The organism is Methylorubrum podarium (genome assembly GCF_022179745.1).
GTDB lineage: Bacteria > Pseudomonadota > Alphaproteobacteria > Rhizobiales > Beijerinckiaceae > Methylobacterium > Methylobacterium podarium.
Map to the genome: position 1 here is coordinate 1 of NZ_BPRD01000055.1, position 15,996 is coordinate 15,996.

General features: G+C 72.6%; 18 protein-coding genes and 1 pseudogene. 13 read left to right on the forward strand and 6 right to left on the reverse strand.

The genetic code is table 11. The features are described from left to right. The 13 genes from MFF42_RS02965 to MFF42_RS03025 all read left to right on the forward strand — a co-directional run. A partial coding sequence (locus MFF42_RS02965; RefSeq protein ID WP_373875124.1) for a hypothetical protein occupies positions 1 to 226 on the forward strand: 226 nt, incomplete at its 5' end. Between the two features lie 186 nt (positions 227 to 412). Continuing rightward, positions 413 to 1,534 (forward strand): type III secretion system cytoplasmic ring protein SctQ, encoded by a 1,122-nt coding sequence (gene sctQ / locus MFF42_RS02970; protein ID WP_238254432.1) that lies wholly within the window; start codon positions 413 to 415, stop codon positions 1,532 to 1,534. Positions 1,535 to 1,542: 8 nt separating this feature from the next. Next, positions 1,543 to 2,205, forward strand: coding sequence for a type III secretion system export apparatus subunit SctR (gene sctR / locus MFF42_RS02975; RefSeq protein WP_238254433.1), 663 nt, complete (start codon positions 1,543 to 1,545; stop codon positions 2,203 to 2,205). Between the two features lie 198 nt (positions 2,206 to 2,403). Further along, a complete protein-coding gene (locus tag MFF42_RS02980) occupies positions 2,404 to 2,679 on the forward strand; it encodes an EscS/YscS/HrcS family type III secretion system export apparatus protein (RefSeq protein WP_082291542.1) in 276 nt (91 codons plus the stop codon). Positions 2,680 to 2,688: 9 nt separating this feature from the next. Then, the gene (gene sctT, locus MFF42_RS02985) at positions 2,689 to 3,522 is read left to right on the forward strand and encodes a type III secretion system export apparatus subunit SctT (RefSeq protein WP_238254434.1); all 834 of its coding nucleotides are present in this window, start codon (positions 2,689 to 2,691) and stop codon (positions 3,520 to 3,522) included. Next, positions 3,519 to 4,562, forward strand: coding sequence for an EscU/YscU/HrcU family type III secretion system export apparatus switch protein (locus tag MFF42_RS02990; RefSeq protein ID WP_238254435.1), 1,044 nt, complete (start codon positions 3,519 to 3,521; stop codon positions 4,560 to 4,562). Before sctT ends, MFF42_RS02990 begins: the two co-directional genes overlap by 4 nt. A gap of 93 nt (positions 4,563 to 4,655) precedes the next feature. After that, positions 4,656 to 5,495 carry a RodZ family helix-turn-helix domain-containing protein gene (locus tag MFF42_RS02995; protein ID WP_238254436.1) on the forward strand — a complete coding sequence of 280 codons (840 nt, stop codon included), beginning with the start codon at positions 4,656 to 4,658 and terminating at the stop codon, positions 5,493 to 5,495. Between the two features lie 381 nt (positions 5,496 to 5,876). Next, positions 5,877 to 7,469 carry a type II and III secretion system protein family protein gene (locus tag MFF42_RS03000; protein ID WP_238254437.1) on the forward strand — a complete coding sequence of 531 codons (1,593 nt, stop codon included), beginning with the start codon at positions 5,877 to 5,879 and terminating at the stop codon, positions 7,467 to 7,469. Between the two features lie 17 nt (positions 7,470 to 7,486). Next, positions 7,487 to 8,368: a CpaD family pilus assembly lipoprotein gene (locus MFF42_RS03005; RefSeq protein WP_238254438.1), complete on the forward strand. Its 882-nt coding sequence runs from the start codon at positions 7,487 to 7,489 to the stop codon at positions 8,366 to 8,368. A gap of 123 nt (positions 8,369 to 8,491) precedes the next feature. After that, positions 8,492 to 10,201, forward strand: coding sequence for a guanyl-specific ribonuclease (locus tag MFF42_RS03010; RefSeq protein ID WP_238254439.1), 1,710 nt, complete (start codon positions 8,492 to 8,494; stop codon positions 10,199 to 10,201). Positions 10,202 to 10,222: 21 nt separating this feature from the next. After that, on the forward strand, positions 10,223 to 10,606 hold the full coding sequence (locus MFF42_RS03015) for a barstar family protein (protein WP_238254440.1): 384 nt from the start codon (positions 10,223 to 10,225) through the stop codon (positions 10,604 to 10,606). Positions 10,607 to 10,620: 14 nt separating this feature from the next. Then, positions 10,621 to 11,046: a hypothetical protein gene (locus MFF42_RS03020; RefSeq protein ID WP_238254441.1), complete on the forward strand. Its 426-nt coding sequence runs from the start codon at positions 10,621 to 10,623 to the stop codon at positions 11,044 to 11,046. Positions 11,047 to 11,052: 6 nt separating this feature from the next. After that, the gene (locus MFF42_RS03025; protein ID WP_238254442.1) at positions 11,053 to 11,508 is read left to right on the forward strand and encodes an Imm30 family immunity protein; all 456 of its coding nucleotides are present in this window, start codon (positions 11,053 to 11,055) and stop codon (positions 11,506 to 11,508) included. Here MFF42_RS03025 and MFF42_RS03030 read toward each other — a convergent pair. The 6 genes and pseudogenes from MFF42_RS03030 to MFF42_RS03055 form a co-directional block, all read right to left on the reverse strand. Then, positions 11,414 to 11,983: a zinc ribbon domain-containing protein gene (locus tag MFF42_RS03030; RefSeq protein ID WP_238254443.1), complete on the reverse strand. Its 570-nt coding sequence runs from the start codon at positions 11,981 to 11,983 to the stop codon at positions 11,414 to 11,416. The genes MFF42_RS03025 and MFF42_RS03030 overlap by 95 nt on opposite strands. Positions 11,984 to 11,999: 16 nt before the next feature. Further along, positions 12,000 to 12,362, reverse strand: coding sequence for a YybH family protein (locus tag MFF42_RS03035; protein WP_238254444.1), 363 nt, complete (start codon positions 12,360 to 12,362; stop codon positions 12,000 to 12,002). 9 nt (positions 12,363 to 12,371) lie between these two features. Then, the gene (locus MFF42_RS03040) at positions 12,372 to 13,250 is read right to left on the reverse strand and encodes a hypothetical protein (RefSeq protein ID WP_238254445.1); all 879 of its coding nucleotides are present in this window, start codon (positions 13,248 to 13,250) and stop codon (positions 12,372 to 12,374) included. After that, positions 13,247 to 14,899 carry a radical SAM/SPASM domain-containing protein gene (locus MFF42_RS03045; protein WP_238254446.1) on the reverse strand — a complete coding sequence of 551 codons (1,653 nt, stop codon included), beginning with the start codon at positions 14,897 to 14,899 and terminating at the stop codon, positions 13,247 to 13,249. Before MFF42_RS03045 ends, MFF42_RS03040 begins: the two co-directional genes overlap by 4 nt. Positions 14,900 to 14,927: 28 nt before the next feature. Next, positions 14,928 to 15,437, reverse strand: a complete 510-nt coding sequence (locus MFF42_RS03050; RefSeq protein WP_238254447.1) for a hypothetical protein — start codon at positions 15,435 to 15,437, stop codon at positions 14,928 to 14,930. Beyond that, positions 15,431 to 15,996: pseudogene (locus MFF42_RS03055) on the reverse strand (hypothetical protein); the annotation flags it as partial. The gene MFF42_RS03050 and the pseudogene MFF42_RS03055, both read right to left, overlap by 7 nt.

Sequence of the window (15,996 nt, forward strand, 5' to 3'; positions counted from 1 at the left end):
CGAGACGCTGGAGGCGGCGACCGAGGCCGAGGCGGCGAGCGCGGCGCGGGCGGCGCACGAGGAGACGCTCTCCGCCCTGGCGCGTCGCGCCCGCGAGACCCGGAAGTGGCAGCGCGCCCAGGACAAGATCCTCGGCCTGCGCAGGACGCTGGCGGAGCGGGCCGAGGAGCACGAGGCCGAGGACGAGATCCTGATGCGGCTCGGCCGCGCGGGAGCTGTGGCGTGAGGCGTCGTCCAGCGGATCTTTTGGCTCCAGCGCGTATCCCCTCCCCCTTGCGGGGAGGGGTAGGGGTGGGGGGCGCGCAGGTGGCACCGCTCCGCTTCATCCTGAACCACCCCCACCTCCTACCTCCTCCCCACAAGGGGGAGGAGAGGCGCCCGATCCTGTCCAACAACTTCAACGGGTGACGGCATGAGCCTGTCTTCTCTGCCCCGCATCGAGGCGCCGCCGGTGCTGCGCCATCGCCCCCGCACCCGGCTGCCCGAGGCCGCCGCCGGGCTCGTCAACCGGCTCGCGCGCCCGCGGGCGCCGTTCGAGGCGAGCGTCGAGGGTCTGTCCCTGCGGCTCGCCGTCGACGCCGTCCGGCTCGAACCGGCGCCGCCGATGGCGGACGCGGTCGAGATCGGCCTCGCCGTCGCGCAGGAGCGGCTGACCCTGCGCCTGCCCGGCGCCGTCCTCGACCGGCTGGCGCGCGCGCTGCAGCCCGGCCTCGCCGGGCTGCCCGAGGGGCCCGCCGGTCCCCTCCTCCTCGAACTCGCCCTGGCGCCGCTGCTCGACGCGGCGGAGCGGATCGCGAGGGCGCGGATCACGATCCTTTCGCTCGCGCCCGCCTCCGGCGCGGTGACCTCGGGCATGACGCTCCTCGTCGAGGGGCATCTCGCGGGCGAGCCCTTCCCGGCCCAGCTCGATCTCGGCCCCCCGCCGCCCGTCGCCCCGGGGCCGCCCTGGCACGAGGCGCTGCTCGCTCTCGTCGAGGCGGCGCCCGCGCAGGCGGCGCCGGTCTCGGCGCTGCCGCTCGCTTTGCGCTTCGTCGCCGGCCAGACCCGCCTGACCCTGCGGCAGCTCGTGAGCATCGAGCCCGGCGACGCCGTGCTGCCCGACCTGTGGCACCCGGCGCGCGGCGAGACCCGCGCGATGCTCGGCCAGAACCTCGTCGCGGTGGCGCGCACGGACCGTCACACATCGACGCTAAAGACGCCGTTTCGTCCGGCCGCGGAAGAGTCCGCGGCGGCGAGCGGGGAGCCGGAGATGGCGCAGGATCAGGCGGCCAAGGGCGCGGACGGCGCGGCGGAGGCGCAGGCCGGGCCGGGGCTCGATGCCGTGAGCGTCGCGCTCACCTTCGAGCTCGGGCGCCGGACGCTCGACCTCGGCGAGCTGAAGGCCATCGGCGAGGGTCACGTGTTCGACCTCGGCCTCGATCCCGAGAACCCGATCGACCTGATCGCCAACGGCGCGCGGATCGGCCAGGGCGAGATCGTCGAGATCGGCGAGCGCATCGGGGTGCGCGTGGTGCGCCTGTTCGGGCGGGACTGACGCGCGCGATGGCCGAAGTCCAGCCGGGCATCCTCGCCCTCGTCGCCGTCACCCTCGGGCTCGGGCTGATGGCCTTCGTCGTGGTGACGACGACGGCCTTCATGAAGATCTCGATCGTGCTGTTCCTCGTGCGGAACGCCTTGGGCGCGCAGCAGGTGCCGCCCAACATCGTTCTCTACGGCGCGGCGCTGATCCTGACCGTCTACATCTCCTCGCCGGTCGCCGAGCAGGTCTTCCAGCGCGCGACCGACCCGCAGCTCACCTACCAGACCGTCGACGACTGGATGACCGCCGGAAAACGCGCGCAGGAGCCGGTGCGCGACTACCTGCAGCGCTTCACCTCGCCCGACCAGCGCCAGTTCTTCCTCGACGCGACCCAGCGGGTCTGGCCGGAGGGCGCGCGGGGCAGCGCCGGGCCGGACGACCTGCAGATCCTCGTGCCCTCGTTCCTGATCTCGGAACTGAAGCGCGCCTTCGAGATCGGTTTCCTGCTCTACCTGCCCTTCATCGTCATCGACCTCGTGGTGACGACGATCCTGATGGCGATGGGGATGTCGATGGTCTCGCCGACCGTGATCTCGATTCCCTTCAAGCTGTTCCTGTTCATCGCCATCGACGGCTGGTCGCGGCTGATGCACGGCCTCGTCTTGAGCTACGCCCTGCCGAGTTGAGAAGGGTAGAATGGAAGCCGATGACGCAGGGCCGCATCCACAGACGGGCGCTGCCGTCATTCCGGGGCCGCGCAGCGGAACCCGGAATCCACCCGTGATGTGGTGCGACCAGTCATGGATTCCGGGTTCGCCTGCGGCGCCCCGGAATGACGGCCGTCGCGAATCTTGGGTCGGTGCCGAGGGATAAGGAGGGACACGATGGACCAGTCCGGCATCCTGCTGCACGTCAAGAACGCGCTGGCGCAGTTCATGACGCTGACCCTGCCGCCGCTGGTGGCCGCCCTCGTCGTCGGGCTGATCGTCGGCATCCTCCAGGCCGCGACTCAGATCCAGGACCAGACCCTGCCGCAGACGGTCAAGCTCCTCGTCGTGGTGGCGGTGCTGGCCCTGTTCGTGCCGCTGCTCTCGGCGCCGCTGATCGAGGGCGCCAAGCAGGTCTTCTCCGAGTTTCCCGTCCTCACGAGCCCGGGCTGACGCCTCCCCATGGCGAGCCTGCCCGATCCCAACACCCTCGCCGGCCTGACCTCCCTGTTCACGGAAGGGATGCGCTGGATCAGCGCGGTGGCCCTCGGCATGGCGCGGCCCGCGGGCATCTTCCTGATCCTGCCGGTCTTCACCCGGGCCGAGATGGGCACGCTGATCCGGCTCGGCCTCGCCTTCGGGCTCGCCTTCCCGATCCTCGGCTACAGCCAGCAGAGCATCGCCCCGACCGAGGCCGACATCCAGGTCGTGCGCCTCGTCCTCGTGGGCCTGAAGGAGCTGTTCGTCGGCGTGCTGATCGGCTTCGTGATCGGGATCCCGTTCTGGGCGATCCAGTCGGTCGGCGAGCTGATCGACACCCAGCGCGGCATCTCCAACGAGGTCGCGCCGGTCGATCCCACCACCAAGTCGCAATCCTCCGCGCTCGGGCTGTTCCTCGGTCTCCTCGGGATCACGATCTTCGTGGCGGCGGACGGCCTCAACACCCTGGTGGAGACCCTCTACGGCAGCTACGGCCTGTGGCCGATCCAGCGCTTCCTGCCGGCCACCGACCTCGACGCGATGATGGATCTCGCCCGCCTCGTCGACCGGGTGCTGCGCACGGCGCTCCTCGTCGGCGGGCCGGTCATCGTCCTGATGCTGCTCCTCGACCTCTGCGTCATGCTGATCGGCCGCTTCGCGCCCCAGCTCAACGCCAACGACCTCGCCCCCACCGTCAAGAACGTCGCCGTCGTGCTCTTCATGATGGCCTATGCGAGCTACCTGTTCGACTACGCGAGCGCCGAGATCGGCACGGTCCGCGGCATCGACGCGACGATCGGGCCGTTCCTGCGATGAGCGGCGATTCGAGCGAGGAAAAAACCCTTCCGCCGAGCCAGAAGAAGCTGCGCGACGCGCGCAAGAAGGGGCAGATCGCCAAGAGCCGCGACCTCGTCAGCGCCCTGGGCCTGCTCGCTGCCACCGCCTTCCTGTGGTCGCGCTCGGGCAGCCTCGTCGACGAGTGGCGCGAGGTGCTGCTCTACGCCGAGCGGCTGCAGAACGACCCCTTCGGCATCGCCGCCCCGCAGGTGGCCGCGAGCCTTGCCGGCCTCTCGACCCGCACGGTCCTGCCATTGCTCGGCGCCGTGGTGGCGGCGGGCATCGTCGGCAGCGTCATCGCCAATCGCGGGATCGTCTTCTCGCTCGATCCAATCAAGCCGAAGCTCGAACATCTCAATCCCTTCGAGGGGCTGAAGCGGATGTTCGGCGTCAAGGCGCTGGTCGAACTGGCCAAGACGCTCGCCAAGGCGGTCCTACTCGGCGGCACGCTGTTCCTCGTCTTCCTCGGCACCTGGAACACGCTCGTGCTTCTGCCGGCGGGCGGGCTCGCCGCCCTCGACTTCGTGGTCGGCACCCAGGCCAAGCTGCTGCTCGGCATCTCGGTCGGCGCCTTCCTCGCCGCCGGGCTGATCGACGTGCTGATCCAGCGCTGGCTCTTCCTTCGCGACATGAAGATGAGCGCGAGCGAGCTGAAGCGCGAGTTCAAGGAACAGGAGGGCGATCCGCACGTGCGCGGCGCCCATCGCCGCCACCGCCAGGAGGGCGCGCAGCTGCCGCGCACGGGGCTGAAGCGCGCGACCATCCTGATCCGCGGCCGGGGCGTGGCGGTCGGCCTGCGCTACGTGCCCGGCGAGGGCGGCGTGCCGATCATCGTCTGCCGAGCCAAGGGCGCCCAGGCCGAGGTGATGATCGAGGCGGCGGCCGAGCTCGGCATCCCCCGCGCCCCCGACCACGGGCTGGCCGCGGCGCTCGCCAAGAAGGTGGCGCCGGGCGCGCCCCTGCCGAACCGCTTCTTCGACCGCGCCGCGCGGGCGATCTACGCCGCCGGGCAGGCGTGAGGGTCCGAGCGCCGGCCCGGTCAGGTTCCGGTCAGCGGCCGGGCCTAGCCTTCGCGCAGCGGTTGCGTCGGCAGCCGGGACCGGAGGCGGGACATGGTCGACAGCGTGGGACCCTCGGGTGGCGGATTTTCCGGCGGCGGCGACATCGGCGGAATCGGATCGAGCGGCCTGTCGTCGTTCGATCTCGGCGGCATCGCGCCGAACGGCGGCGGCCCGGCTCCGACCGGCACCGGGGCGCTGGGCGAGGCGGGCCTGAGCCCGATCGGATCGACCGGCCTGACCGCCTTCGGGCTCGACGGCCCCAACGGCGGCCCGAGCGAGGCGGCCAAGCTCGATCACTACGACAGCCTCGTCCAGCAGAACTCCGCCCAGCTCGCCGCCAACCAGCAGCGCAACGCGGACCTGTCGCAATCCATCGCGGCGATGGGGCAGCCCAGCACACCGCCGGCCTTCACGATGCCGCCGGTCGAGCCGCCGCACCTCCCCTCGCCGCCGACCTTCCCGACCTTCGCGCTCCCGCCGCCCGCGGCCGATCCGGCACCGCTGCCGACGCCGCCCGCCTTCGCGAGCCAGCCCCTGGACGCGGCGGGCTTCACCCCGCCCGGGCCAACGGCCCCCACCTTCGCGCTCCCCGAAGCGGCGGGCGGCCCCGTCCCGGACGCGCCGAAGCTCACCGACCTGCCGGCACCGATCCCACCCGCCCCCTTCACGCTCTTCGCGATGGCGCCCGACACCCTGGCCTCGCCGGTCACCCGGCCGGACATCGCGGCGCCGGTCGCCGCTGTCGATCCGTTCGCGCCGGTTGCCGCGGGCGGGCTTGGGCTGAGCCGGCAGGAGGGATGGAGTGAGACTCGAAGTCGCGGGTCAGCCGCCGCTTCGTCCACGCCGGCGCAGCGGGAGCTTTGTGAGAGACACCAAGAGCCGATGCGATGATCCTGGGAGCGCTCGGGGGCGGCCTGCCGGCCGCGGGAGCGGGCTACGCCCTGCCGGCTGGTCCGGCATCCTCGGCCGCCTGTCGCTCGGTGTCCTGCCGGTGCTTCTCGCCTTCTCGCCGGGGCGGGCGAAGCCGCCGACGGATGAGCGGGATTTCGCCGACGGCCGATCCGGCGGGATCGAACGCGATCCGGGCCGTCCCACATCCGAAGCTGTGATGGAACGGCGACACCGGCCGGCTCACCGACCGAGTCGGCGAGCGTTGTAATCGCACTGTCACACAAGCTCAGCAGGAGTCTCTCCCAGTCGTCGAGGCGACGAGGGGGCGGCCGATGCGAGCGAAGACCATCGGATTTGCCTCGTCCTCTGCCGGGACGCCGCATGTCCGCGCGTAGCGTCTCCATGGATCGGCCGTTGCTTCCCCATCTGCTGGTTCGTGTCGCGGTCGCGCTCGCAGTGTCGGTGCCGGTGCTGGTCACGGCCGCCCGCGCCGAGCCGGCCGCCGTTCCGACGGTGCCCGCCGCGGCGCCCGCGATGCCGCGGCCGATGGTCCCCGCCTGGCCGGACAACGCCCGCTCCGTCGACGACGCCTCCCGGTTTCGCCCCAACACGACCTGGACCAACGGCGCCGCCGCCCCGCCCCGGTTCCGGCCGAACGCGCCGGAGGCGGAGACGGTCTCGGCCGCGCACGGGCAGATGTCGCTCGCCGTGTCGCGCGGCAAAACCCTGCGCCTGTCGCGGCCGGCCGCCTCGATCTTCGTGGCCGACCCGAGCATCGCCGACATCCAGACGCCCTCGAACCAGGTCGTGTTCGTGTTCGGCAAGAAGCCGGGCCGCACCAGCCTGTTCGCCCTCGACGACAGGGGCGACCCGATCGCCGAGTACGGCGTGGCCGTCGTCCAGCCGATCGAGGACCTGCGCAACCTGCTGCGCAGCGAGGTCGGCGACTACCGGCTCTCCGTCTCTTACACGCCCAACGGGGCCGTCCTCAGCGGCACCCTGCCCAATGCCGGGCTCGTCGAGACCGCCAAGGCCGTCACGGCGCAGTTCCTCGGACAGGGCGCCACGGTGACGAACCGCATCCGCGTCGCGGGCGCGCTTCAGGTGAACCTGCAGGTGCGCGTCGCCGAGGTGAACCGCCGCGTGCTCAAGGAGTTCGGGATCAACCTCAACGCCTCGGGCCGGGCCGGCAATTTCGGCTTCTCCCTGGTCTCGGGCGGCTCGGGGGCCTCGCCGGGTACCGTGCCGATCACCGGCCGCGGCAACCAGTTCGGCGTGAGCTACTCGGACGGCATCAACAACATCACCGCGACGCTCGACGCCCTGGCCGAGGACGGCCTCGTCTCGATCCTGGCCGAGCCGAACCTGACGGCGGTGTCGGGCGAGAAGGCGAGCTTCCTGGCCGGCGGCGAGTTCCCGATCCCGATCGCCCAGGCGCTCGGCCAGACCTCGGTGCAGTTCCGCCGCTTCGGCGCGAGCCTCGAATTCCAGCCCACCGTCCTGTCCTCGAACCTCATCAACATCCGGGTGCGGCCCGAGGTGAGCGAACTGACGCCGGCCAACGGCATCGAGGCCGCCGGCATCAACATCCCCGGCCTCACGACCCGCTCGGCCGACACGGTGGTGGAACTGGCCAGCGGCCAGAGCTTCGCCATCGGCGGCCTGATCCGGAGGAACTTTTCCACCAATGTCGGCGTCCTGCCGGGGCTCGGCGACATCCCGGTGCTCGGCGCCCTGTTCCGCTCCAGCGCCTTCCAGAAGGACGAGAGCGAGCTCGTCATCATCGTCACGCCCTACATCGTGCGGCCGGCGAGCTCGCCCCAGGCCCTCAGCGTGCCGAGCGATCGGGTCGCGCCGCCGACCGATGCCGGCCGCATCCTCCTCAACACGCAGACCAAGGCCCCCTCGGCCCGGCTCGCGCCGCGCAGGGGCTCGGTCGGCCTCACCGGTGACGCGGGGCTCGGCGTCGAATGAGCGGGCGGAGACCGTCGATGCGCCGGATCGGCTTCGCGCCGCGGATCTGTCTGCTGCCCCTGCTGCTCGCCGCCTGCACGCCGGTGGCGCCCTCGGCCGTCGGCCCGACGGTCGCGGTGCCGCCGGTCGCCGCGGCGGCGCTGCCGCCCCCTCCCCCGCCCGTGACGATCGTCGATCCGCCGGTCGAGCCCGCCGCCGCGGTGCTGGTGCGGCGCGAGGCCGAGCCGCGGCCGGTGGTGGTCTACGAGCAGCCCGCCCGCCTTTCCCCGCCCGGCGCGCCGACGGTGCTGCCGCCGCCGATCCCGCCGCCGGGCTCGCGCCAGGAGACGCTGGTCGAGGCCGTGCCGACGACGAGCCTGATGGGCCGCAACGACCGGCGCCGCTTCCTCGCCTTCCTCAAGGAGGCCGGGCGCGGCCGGTTCGACGCCCTGCATCTGGAGCTGCGCGGGGCCAACCGCGGCGCCGTGCGGGCGCTGGCCGAGACGGCGCGGCGCGCGGGCGTCGATCCGCTCAAGATCCGCGCGATCGAGGCGGGTCCCGCGGGCGGGCGGGTCGAGGTGATCGCGACGCGCTACGTGGCGGTTCCGCCGGAATGCCCCTCGCTCGCCGTCGTCGGCCCGTCGGTCAACGACAACGACTTCGACCCGACCCACGGCTGCTCGAACCGGGCCAACCTCGCCGCGATGGTCAACGATCCGGCCGACCTCGTGCGCAACGAGGCGGTGGTCCCCGCCGACGGCGCCTACGCCGCCCGCGGGATCGAGCGCTACCGCGCCTCCTACACGGCGGACCGCAACCGGCCGGACGGCGGCGCCAACCAGGCCCCGATCGACAACGGCTTCGCCTACGGCCCGCCGGGCGGCACGGTGCTCGGCAGCGGCGGACCGGTCTCGCGCTGAGGGCGCGGCCGAGCCCTCCCCCCGCACGGCGATTCCTTCGGAGCGCGGCCCCTCCGACAGGTGCTCGTCAGGTTCGCGATGCAACCTGCCCCCGTCTTCCGCGACGCAGGGGATCGGGGCGGCATGAGCAGCGGCATCTCGGAATTCGCCTACACGGCACCCGCTCCGACAGCGAGCTTCGACGCGGCCGGACCCATCGGCGGCTCGACCACGATCGCGTTGCCGGAGATCAGCGTCGGCCCCGAGCCGGATCTCGGTGGCGGCGCCCTGCCGGGCGACGGCAGCTACGGCGATCCGATCGCGGGCTTCCACCAGATCAACGGGCAATTCGCCGACAGCCAGCGCGCCTTCTCCGAGCGGATGGACGCGCAATCGGCCCAGTTCAACTCCCAGATGCAGGCCCAGAGCGACGCCCGCGCCGCGCAGATGCAGGCGCAGTTCGAATCGAACATGGCCAGCATGAACGCCCAGCGCGCGGCGATGTTCGCCCCCCCGCCGGTGACCGGGCCGATCCTGCCGCCGAACTTTTCCGAGACCGCGCAGGTGCCGGCGGCGCCGGCCCCGGCCCCGGCATTTCCTGCGGCAGCGCCCGCGGCCGATCCGTTCGCCGCGACCGGTGAGGGCGGGCTCGGGCTGAGCCCGGTCGGCACGACCGGCCTGACCGCTTTCGGGCTCGGAGGTCCCGCGCCCGGGGCGACGCCGAACCTCGCCTTCGACCCGGCGCCGCTCGGACAAGGGGGGATCGACGCTGCACCGCCCACCCAGCCGCCCGCGCCGCCGCCGATCGGCTACGGCGACCAGCCGCTCGGCGTGCCGGTCTCGCAGATCAGCCGCCTGACCTCGGCCGACGCGCAGGCCTATGTGGGGGCGAGGCTCGATGCGTTCCGCGCCGCCGCCACGCCCGGCGAGCAGGACGCGGCGCTCCAGGACGCCCTGAACGGAGCCTACGCCTTCCGCGTCCAGGGCGGCGACGCCGGCCCGTTCGACCGCATCGCCGAGCGGGTCGCCGGCGATCCGCGGGCCGAGGTCGAGCTGAAGGTCGCCCGCGACCGGGCCGAGGCCATCGTCGCCGCGGGCGTGTCGGGCAACGTGCGGGCGCTGAACGACAACGGCGTGAATTTCGGCGCGCAGCTCTACGCGCTCCAGCGCAGCGTCACCAACGATCCCGACAACGCCCTCGGCCCGATCGGCCGGGCTCTCGACGGGCTGCGCTACGGCGAGGGTGCCGGCAGCGCCGTCAACGACATCCAGGCGGGGGCGACCCGCCAGGCGCTGACGGGCCTCGGCTTCGGCCGCGAGGTGCAGGACGCGACCGCGCTCGACGCCGCCCGCACCGAGGCGGCGCAGATCCAGCAGCGGCAGGCGCTCGCCGCGATGACACCGGCCGAGCGATTGTCGTACATCGCCGGTCAGGCCCTCGATGCGGGCGCCCTGACGGCCGGGCCGACCCTCGCCATGGCCCTGGGCGGCGGCCGCCCGTGGGGACCGGCAGGAGCGGCGACCGGGCTCCTCACCCCGCCGACCACGCCGACTCCCGCCGCGACGGGCAACCGCCCGTTGACGCGGGTGGTGCAGACGCCGAACGGACTCGTCGATCTCGGCCCGACCCTCGACCGCATCGCCAACGGCGGCAGCTTCCCGCACCGGCGCGACGGCACGGTGTTCCGGAACAGGGAGCAACTTCTTCCCGCGCAGCCACCGGGCTACTACACGGAGTTCGTGCATCCGACTCCGGGCATGAACGGACCCGGTGTGCAGCGCGTCATCCGGGGACAGGGCGGCGAGTTCTACTACAGTCCGGATCACTACGCGCGGTTCATTCCCCTCAACTGACAATCCCGAGCAGGTTTCGCGATGACCGACACGCTGACCTACGCCGAGAAGGATGCTTTCTGCCGGGCGGGCGCACGATGCCTCGACGTCGGCAGCGGCCTCGACACGAAGGACGCGCTGATCGGCTGGTACGCGGGCGCGCTTCCTTTGCCGGACTATTGGAGCTGCAACTGGGACGCCTTCACGGATTTCCTCGAAGATTTGTCCTGGCTCCCCGATCAGGCCATCGACATCTATCACGACAGCCTGCCGCTCGCGGGCCGTCCGGAAGAGCTGTCGATCTACGTCAACATCCTGCACACCACGGTGCGGCACTGGCGCCGGTTCCCCGAGCACGATGTCCGCGTCGCCTTTCACCCGCGCTGGAAGGCTGCGGTGTCCGGCGTCTCGCTCGATGAGCTATGAGACGTCGTCCACGCATGGCGCACTTTACCATCGCACCGGAAGTCGCCGGCGGTCTCGGCGCGAACACGGTTCTGGATCGCGGCCGCCATCCCCCCGTGGTGCAAAGGCTGCACTACGAGTTCGAGGGATGGCTCGGCGATGTCCTGCTGGAGAGCTTTCCGGCCTTCATCGTGACGGAAGAGGCCCGGCAGGCCCTCGTCCAAGAGGGCGTGACCGGTGCTCGCTTCGATGAGGTCGAGGTCTCGCTTTCCGACACGTTTCGAGAGACGCAGCCCGGTACGACGCTTCCGCGATTCGTCTGGCTGCTCCCGGAGGGCGAACCCGGCCAGGACGACATCGCGGCGGCTCGGGATGGGCGCTTGGTCCTCTCGCAGCGCGCCCTCGATGTCCTCCAGGCCCGCGGACTGTCGCAGGCGCTCGTCGAGCCCTTCACGAGCTAGGACGCCGTGAGCGGGGCCGATCGAAGCGCGTGGGATGCCCTGAGGCACGAGGTCGAGCGGGGCGGCGCGCGGCCGCACGTCATCGACACCCTGATCGGTCGGCTTCCGGACCGGCACGACGCGGGCGCCACGGCCGCTTTGCTGTCGCTCCTCTCCGACCGGGCGCCGGACGACGAGGGGATGTTCTCGATCCTGCACGCGGCCGAAGCGGCGGACGACGCCACCTACGTCGCCGGTCTCCTCGAGAGCGTCGAGACCCTGGCGACCGCCGCGCCGCGCTGGGCCTCGATCGTTCTGATGCGGGTTCTCAACCACGAGGGATCGCGTGACGCGCTTGTCCGACAGGTGCACGCGGCTCCGGTCGCGGTCAAGGAAGCGGTCCGCTCCCTGGCCGAGCGGATCGACGCCGCCAGCCCCGAATTCCGGAACCGCACGGCGCCCGTGATCCTGGCCGCCGGTTGACGCTTCGGACCGAGCCGGCCGCCGGCCCGATCATCGCGCCCAGGGCCACGCCCCCGATCGCCGTCGCGCCGAGCGCCACCCCGCCGAGCGCCCAGTAGCCCGTGGCGATGCCGCCCGCGCCGAGCAGCAGGCCGATCGCGACGCCGCCGAGGGCGATGGGCCCGAGGGTGATGCCGCCCAGCGCGATCCCGCCCACGGCGATGCCGCCGAAGGCGACGAGGCCGAAGGCGATGTTGCCGAAGGCGAGGATGCCGCGGGCCGGCCGCAGGGTGGCGTTGTCCGACGCGCCGTAGACGACGTGGACGAGGGGCCAGCCGAACAGCGTCCGCTCGGACCGGTACTCGAAGCCCGCCACGAGCGCGGTGCGGGCCGCCCCGTCCTGCCCGCCCGGCGCGAGGGGGCGGCCGCAATTCGGGCAGGCGACGGCCCGGTCGCTGACCTGCCGTCCGCAATCCGGGCATCGCGTCAGGGTCATCCGGGCCTCCGAGAGGTCAGTTCCACATGTGGACGAGGATACGCCATCCGCTCCCGCCGGGTTCGAGCACGTTGAGCCAGTTGCCCTCGAAGGTCTGGTGCGGACCCTCGGGGCCGGGACCGGTGAGCCGCCAGCGGCCCGAGGCGATCCACACGCCGTCGCGGGCGAAGGCGTCGCCGACCTCGACGGTGTAGTCGCGAAACCCTTGGGCGCGGATGTCCGAGAAGAAGCCGCAGATCCCGTCCGGCCCGATCACCGCCGGGCGGCCCGGCGGCACGACCCGGGCCTCGGGCGCGTAGAACGCGGCGAGATCGCCGGTGCGGCCGGCGTTGAAGGCGCGTGTGATGCCCTCCGCGAGGGCTCGGATGTCGGGGAGCATGGGGGTCTCTCAAGCTCGGGACGAAGCGGGTCCCCGCGCGACCAGCACGGGCCAGAACACCCAGTCGTCCACCGGACAGAGGGCGGGGCCGCCGTCGTGCGGGCGCAGGCGGATCGTGCCGCGGGCCGGGTAGTCGAGGACGAGGTGGGTCGCCCCGAGGCGGCGGGCGAACACGCCCGAGCCCGACACGGTCTCGACGACGCGGCGCGCCTCCGCGCCGGCGTGAAGCGCGATCCGGCCGAGCGCCCGCCGCGGCGGGGCCGCCCCGAACGCCTCGCGCGGCATGTCGCTCAGCGAGAAGATCGCCGTCTGCGGCGTGGCGCGGCGGGCGAGCTGCCCGAACCAGTCGCCCCGCAGCGGCAGGAGATGGAGCCGGACCCCGTGGACGCGGCCCAGCACCTTGACCGCGATGCCGAGCCGCGGCTCCGGCCGCAGGCCCTGGTGCAGGAGGACGATGTCACCGATTCCGCGCCGCGTCTTCAGGAAGGCGGCCATCCGGTAGAGCACCGAGAAGACGCAGGCGTGGTGCACCGTGTCGAGCCAGAGCGGCCCCGGCCGGTCGAGCCCCTGCGCCTGGCCCACCCGCAGCACCGCCTCGATGCCGGCGAAGTAGGCGTCGGCCTGGGCGACCGAGAGGCTTGCGAGCACCAGCGGCTCGAAGGCGAAGTCGATGGCGTTGAGCGCCGCCCGGCGCTCGAGTGCCTCGGGGATCGCGGCAAAACCCTCGGCCCGGCGCAGGAGCAGGCCGTCGAAGGCGCCGCGGTGGAGGCGGGCGATCAGGCGGTCGCGGGCGTGGCGGCTCGCCTGGCTTCCGGCGAAAGCCTCGGCCACCAGCGTGTCGAAGCGCGCCTGCGCGGCAAAGCTCCGGGCGGGGGAGACCGCGTTCATGGCGCGACCGGCGCCTCGGCGCGCTCCAAAGCCGTCTCGCCGACGAAGAGCTGATCGCGGTCGAAGCGCCGGCCGTGGAGTTCGGAGACCTTCTCCAGCACCCGCGCCTGCGAGGCCTGGAGCGAGGCGGGCGACTGGCGCTCGCCCGATTGCTTGGCCTCCACCGTCGCCTCGCTCGCGAGCCACTGATCCTCCCGTACCACGCCGAGATCCTTGGCCCGGGCGAAGACGTACTCGGCGGTGTTCCACTTCCAGCTCGGACAGGGGAGCGCGGCCTCCTCCGGGTCGGCGTAGATGAAGCGGTGGGCGCAGAAGCCGCCGCACATCGGCAGGATCTTGCAATCCCGGCAGGTGGCGTTGTCGAACGGCGTCCATTGCGACCAGAGCGTCGCGTTGACGCTGTCGTGGAGCTTCTCCGGCTCGAAGATGCTGCCGGTGCGCTTGCTTGGATCGTGCGCGGTCTCCCAGCACTTGTGCACGTCGCCGTTGCCGGCCACGACGTAGCCGCTGTTCGAGGCCGCCACGCACATCCCGGAGAAGCCGCTCGGCGGCGTCTGGATGCCGGCGAAGCCGAGCTGGCGCGCCTTGCCCTCCAGCGCCAGGACCTTGCGGTTGAAATCGGCCCGCGACAGCTTCTCGGTGAAGGCGCTGCCGCTCTCCGGCGTCGAGGCCTCGATCGGGGCGAAGTAGACCCCGAAATTGCCGCGCTGCCCGAGGCGGCGGGCGGCGAAGTCGTCGAGCATGGCGTCGGCCCGCTCGACGTTGCTGATGCCGACATTGACCCGCGCCTGGATCGACATCGCGGTCTCGTCGAGCGCCTGCTCGATGTTGTCGAGGATGCGGTCGAAGGTCCGCCCGCCCGAGGTGAGCGGGCGCATCTTGTCGTGGGTGTCGCGGTCGCCGTCGATCGTCACCTGCACCCAGCGGACGCGGCGGGTGTGGAGCTGCGCGGCGGTCTCGGCGGTGAGGAACCACGCATTCGAGACGATGCCGGCGCTGTAGGCGATCTTGTTCTTGTCGCAATAGGCGATCAGCCGGTCGGACAGGCGGAAGATCGAGTCGCGGCCCATCAGGGGCTCGCCGCCGTACCAGACGATCGAGAGCGCCTTCAGGTCCTTCTTCGCCTTCACGAAGTCGATGATCGCGTCCTGGACGTCGGGCGTCATCTTCTTGGTGGGCTTGTTGAGCCCCTGGAAGCAGTAGCCGCAGGCGAAGTTGCAGGCCATGGTGGGCGCGATGGTGAGCGTCAGGCTCCCCTTGGCCGCCCGCGTTGCCTCGTAGCTCTGGCGCACCAGCGCGAGCTCGTCGACGCCCGCGCCGACGACGTGGCCGCCGCCGATCAGCGCCTGGAGCAGGAGCCGGTCGGCCACGTCCGCGGTACCGAAATCGCCCTGCCCGGCGAGGTCGCGATAGGCCTGCGCCTCTCCCTCCGACAGCAGGATGAGGGAGCGGGTGCGCGCATTGAACAGCAGGGCGGCGCCGTCGGCGAGCCGCACCGGGATGTCGTAGCGCGAGAGGCGGTAGCGCGCCGCCGCCGGACGGGCCGGGCCGCGGGGGCGCAGCCGTGCCTGAACCTGCCGCGCGGCCGTCTCCACGGCCTCGCCCGCCTCGTCGGCGAGTCCGTTTCCGGGGGTGTCGAAGTCGAGCATGGAGGGTCTCCTTCGGGTCAGGCGCGAGTCAGGCTGCTCGGCGCGCCGCGCGGGCGGCCTCGATCCGCGCCAGCGTCGTGTCGGCGAGGTCGGCGAGCAGGTCGTTCCACAGGGCGCGGTACGCGTCGGCGCGGATCGCGGCGTCGATCACCGGCTCGCCGGTCTCCTCGTCGAGCGGCAGGCCGGACAGGGTCAGGATCCGGCGGTTCATGGCGATGACGGTGAAGTCGCCGATCCCCGCCTCGGTCGCTCCGGCGCCGTCGAGGCGCAGGGCGAACCGCCCGCCGAGGCGCTCCAGGTGGCCGACGTCGTAGAAGCGCGGGACCACCCCGTGCATCAGCGTGCGGAACCACGCGAAGCGGCCCGCGGCCCCTGCCGGCTGGTTCCAGCCGGGCTCGGCCAGGAGTTCCGGCCGCAGCCGGAGGCCCGCCATGAAGCCGGCGAAGGCGGCGGGCGCCGAGACGTAGCGCCGGCCTCCGGTGACGATCTCGGCGAGCGAGAGGCGCGCCGTGCCGCCGCGCTGGTCGATGCTCAGCATGACGGCAGCAGCGGGATCACGTTGACGGCGCAGAACGAGACGGGGTCGCCCAGCGGCGCGTCGACGCCGCAGACGCCGCCGAGATTGGCCGCGCACAGGCCGGTATCGACGCCGCAGGCATCGGCTCCGGCCTTGGCGGCGCAGGCATCGGCGTCCGCCCCGCAGGCATCGGCGCTGGCATTGGCCGCGCAGGCATCGGCATCCGCGCCGCAGGCGTCGGCGCTGGCATTGGCGGCGCAGGCGTCGGCATCCGCGCCGCAGGCTTCCGCCCGGGCGTCGGCCCCGCAGGCATTGCCGTCGGCGCCGCAGGCCTCGACCGTTCCGTCCGCGCCGCAGGCCCCGGCATCGGCGCCGCAGGCCTCGGCGCCCGCATTCGCCGCGCAGGCATCCGCGTCGGCGCCGCAGGCCTCGACGGTGCCGTCGGCTCCGCAGACATTGCCGTCGGCGCCGCAGGCCTCGGCGCCGGCATCCGCCCCGCAGGCGTTGCCGTCCACGCCGCATGCCTCGGCCGCGGCATTCCCGCCGCAGGCATTGCCGTCGGCGCCGCAGGCCTCGACCG

Excerpts from the sequence above, each read along its gene's own strand:
- sctQ (WP_238254432.1), top strand. The coding sequence starts at position 413 with ATGAGCCTGTCTTCTCTGCCCCGCATCGAGGCGCCGCCGGTGCTGCGC.
- sctR (WP_238254433.1), top strand. The coding sequence starts at position 1,543 with ATGGCCGAAGTCCAGCCGGGCATCCTCGCCCTCGTCGCCGTCACCCTC.
- MFF42_RS02980 (WP_082291542.1), top strand. The coding sequence starts at position 2,404 with ATGGACCAGTCCGGCATCCTGCTGCACGTCAAGAACGCGCTGGCGCAG.
- sctT (WP_238254434.1), top strand. The coding sequence starts at position 2,689 with ATGGCGAGCCTGCCCGATCCCAACACCCTCGCCGGCCTGACCTCCCTG.
- MFF42_RS02990 (WP_238254435.1), top strand. The coding sequence starts at position 3,519 with ATGAGCGGCGATTCGAGCGAGGAAAAAACCCTTCCGCCGAGCCAGAAG.
- MFF42_RS02995 (WP_238254436.1), top strand. The coding sequence starts at position 4,656 with ATGGTCGACAGCGTGGGACCCTCGGGTGGCGGATTTTCCGGCGGCGGC.
- MFF42_RS03000 (WP_238254437.1), top strand. The coding sequence starts at position 5,877 with ATGTCCGCGCGTAGCGTCTCCATGGATCGGCCGTTGCTTCCCCATCTG.
- MFF42_RS03005 (WP_238254438.1), top strand. The coding sequence starts at position 7,487 with ATGCGCCGGATCGGCTTCGCGCCGCGGATCTGTCTGCTGCCCCTGCTG.
- MFF42_RS03010 (WP_238254439.1), top strand. The coding sequence starts at position 8,492 with ATGAGCAGCGGCATCTCGGAATTCGCCTACACGGCACCCGCTCCGACA.
- MFF42_RS03015 (WP_238254440.1), top strand. The coding sequence starts at position 10,223 with ATGACCGACACGCTGACCTACGCCGAGAAGGATGCTTTCTGCCGGGCG.
- MFF42_RS03020 (WP_238254441.1), top strand. The coding sequence starts at position 10,621 with ATGGCGCACTTTACCATCGCACCGGAAGTCGCCGGCGGTCTCGGCGCG.
- MFF42_RS03030 (WP_238254443.1), bottom strand. The coding sequence starts at position 11,983 with ATGACCCTGACGCGATGCCCGGATTGCGGACGGCAGGTCAGCGACCGG.
- MFF42_RS03035 (WP_238254444.1), bottom strand. The coding sequence starts at position 12,362 with ATGCTCCCCGACATCCGAGCCCTCGCGGAGGGCATCACACGCGCCTTC.
- MFF42_RS03040 (WP_238254445.1), bottom strand. The coding sequence starts at position 13,250 with ATGAACGCGGTCTCCCCCGCCCGGAGCTTTGCCGCGCAGGCGCGCTTC.
- MFF42_RS03045 (WP_238254446.1), bottom strand. The coding sequence starts at position 14,899 with ATGCTCGACTTCGACACCCCCGGAAACGGACTCGCCGACGAGGCGGGC.
- MFF42_RS03050 (WP_238254447.1), bottom strand. The coding sequence starts at position 15,437 with ATGCTGAGCATCGACCAGCGCGGCGGCACGGCGCGCCTCTCGCTCGCC.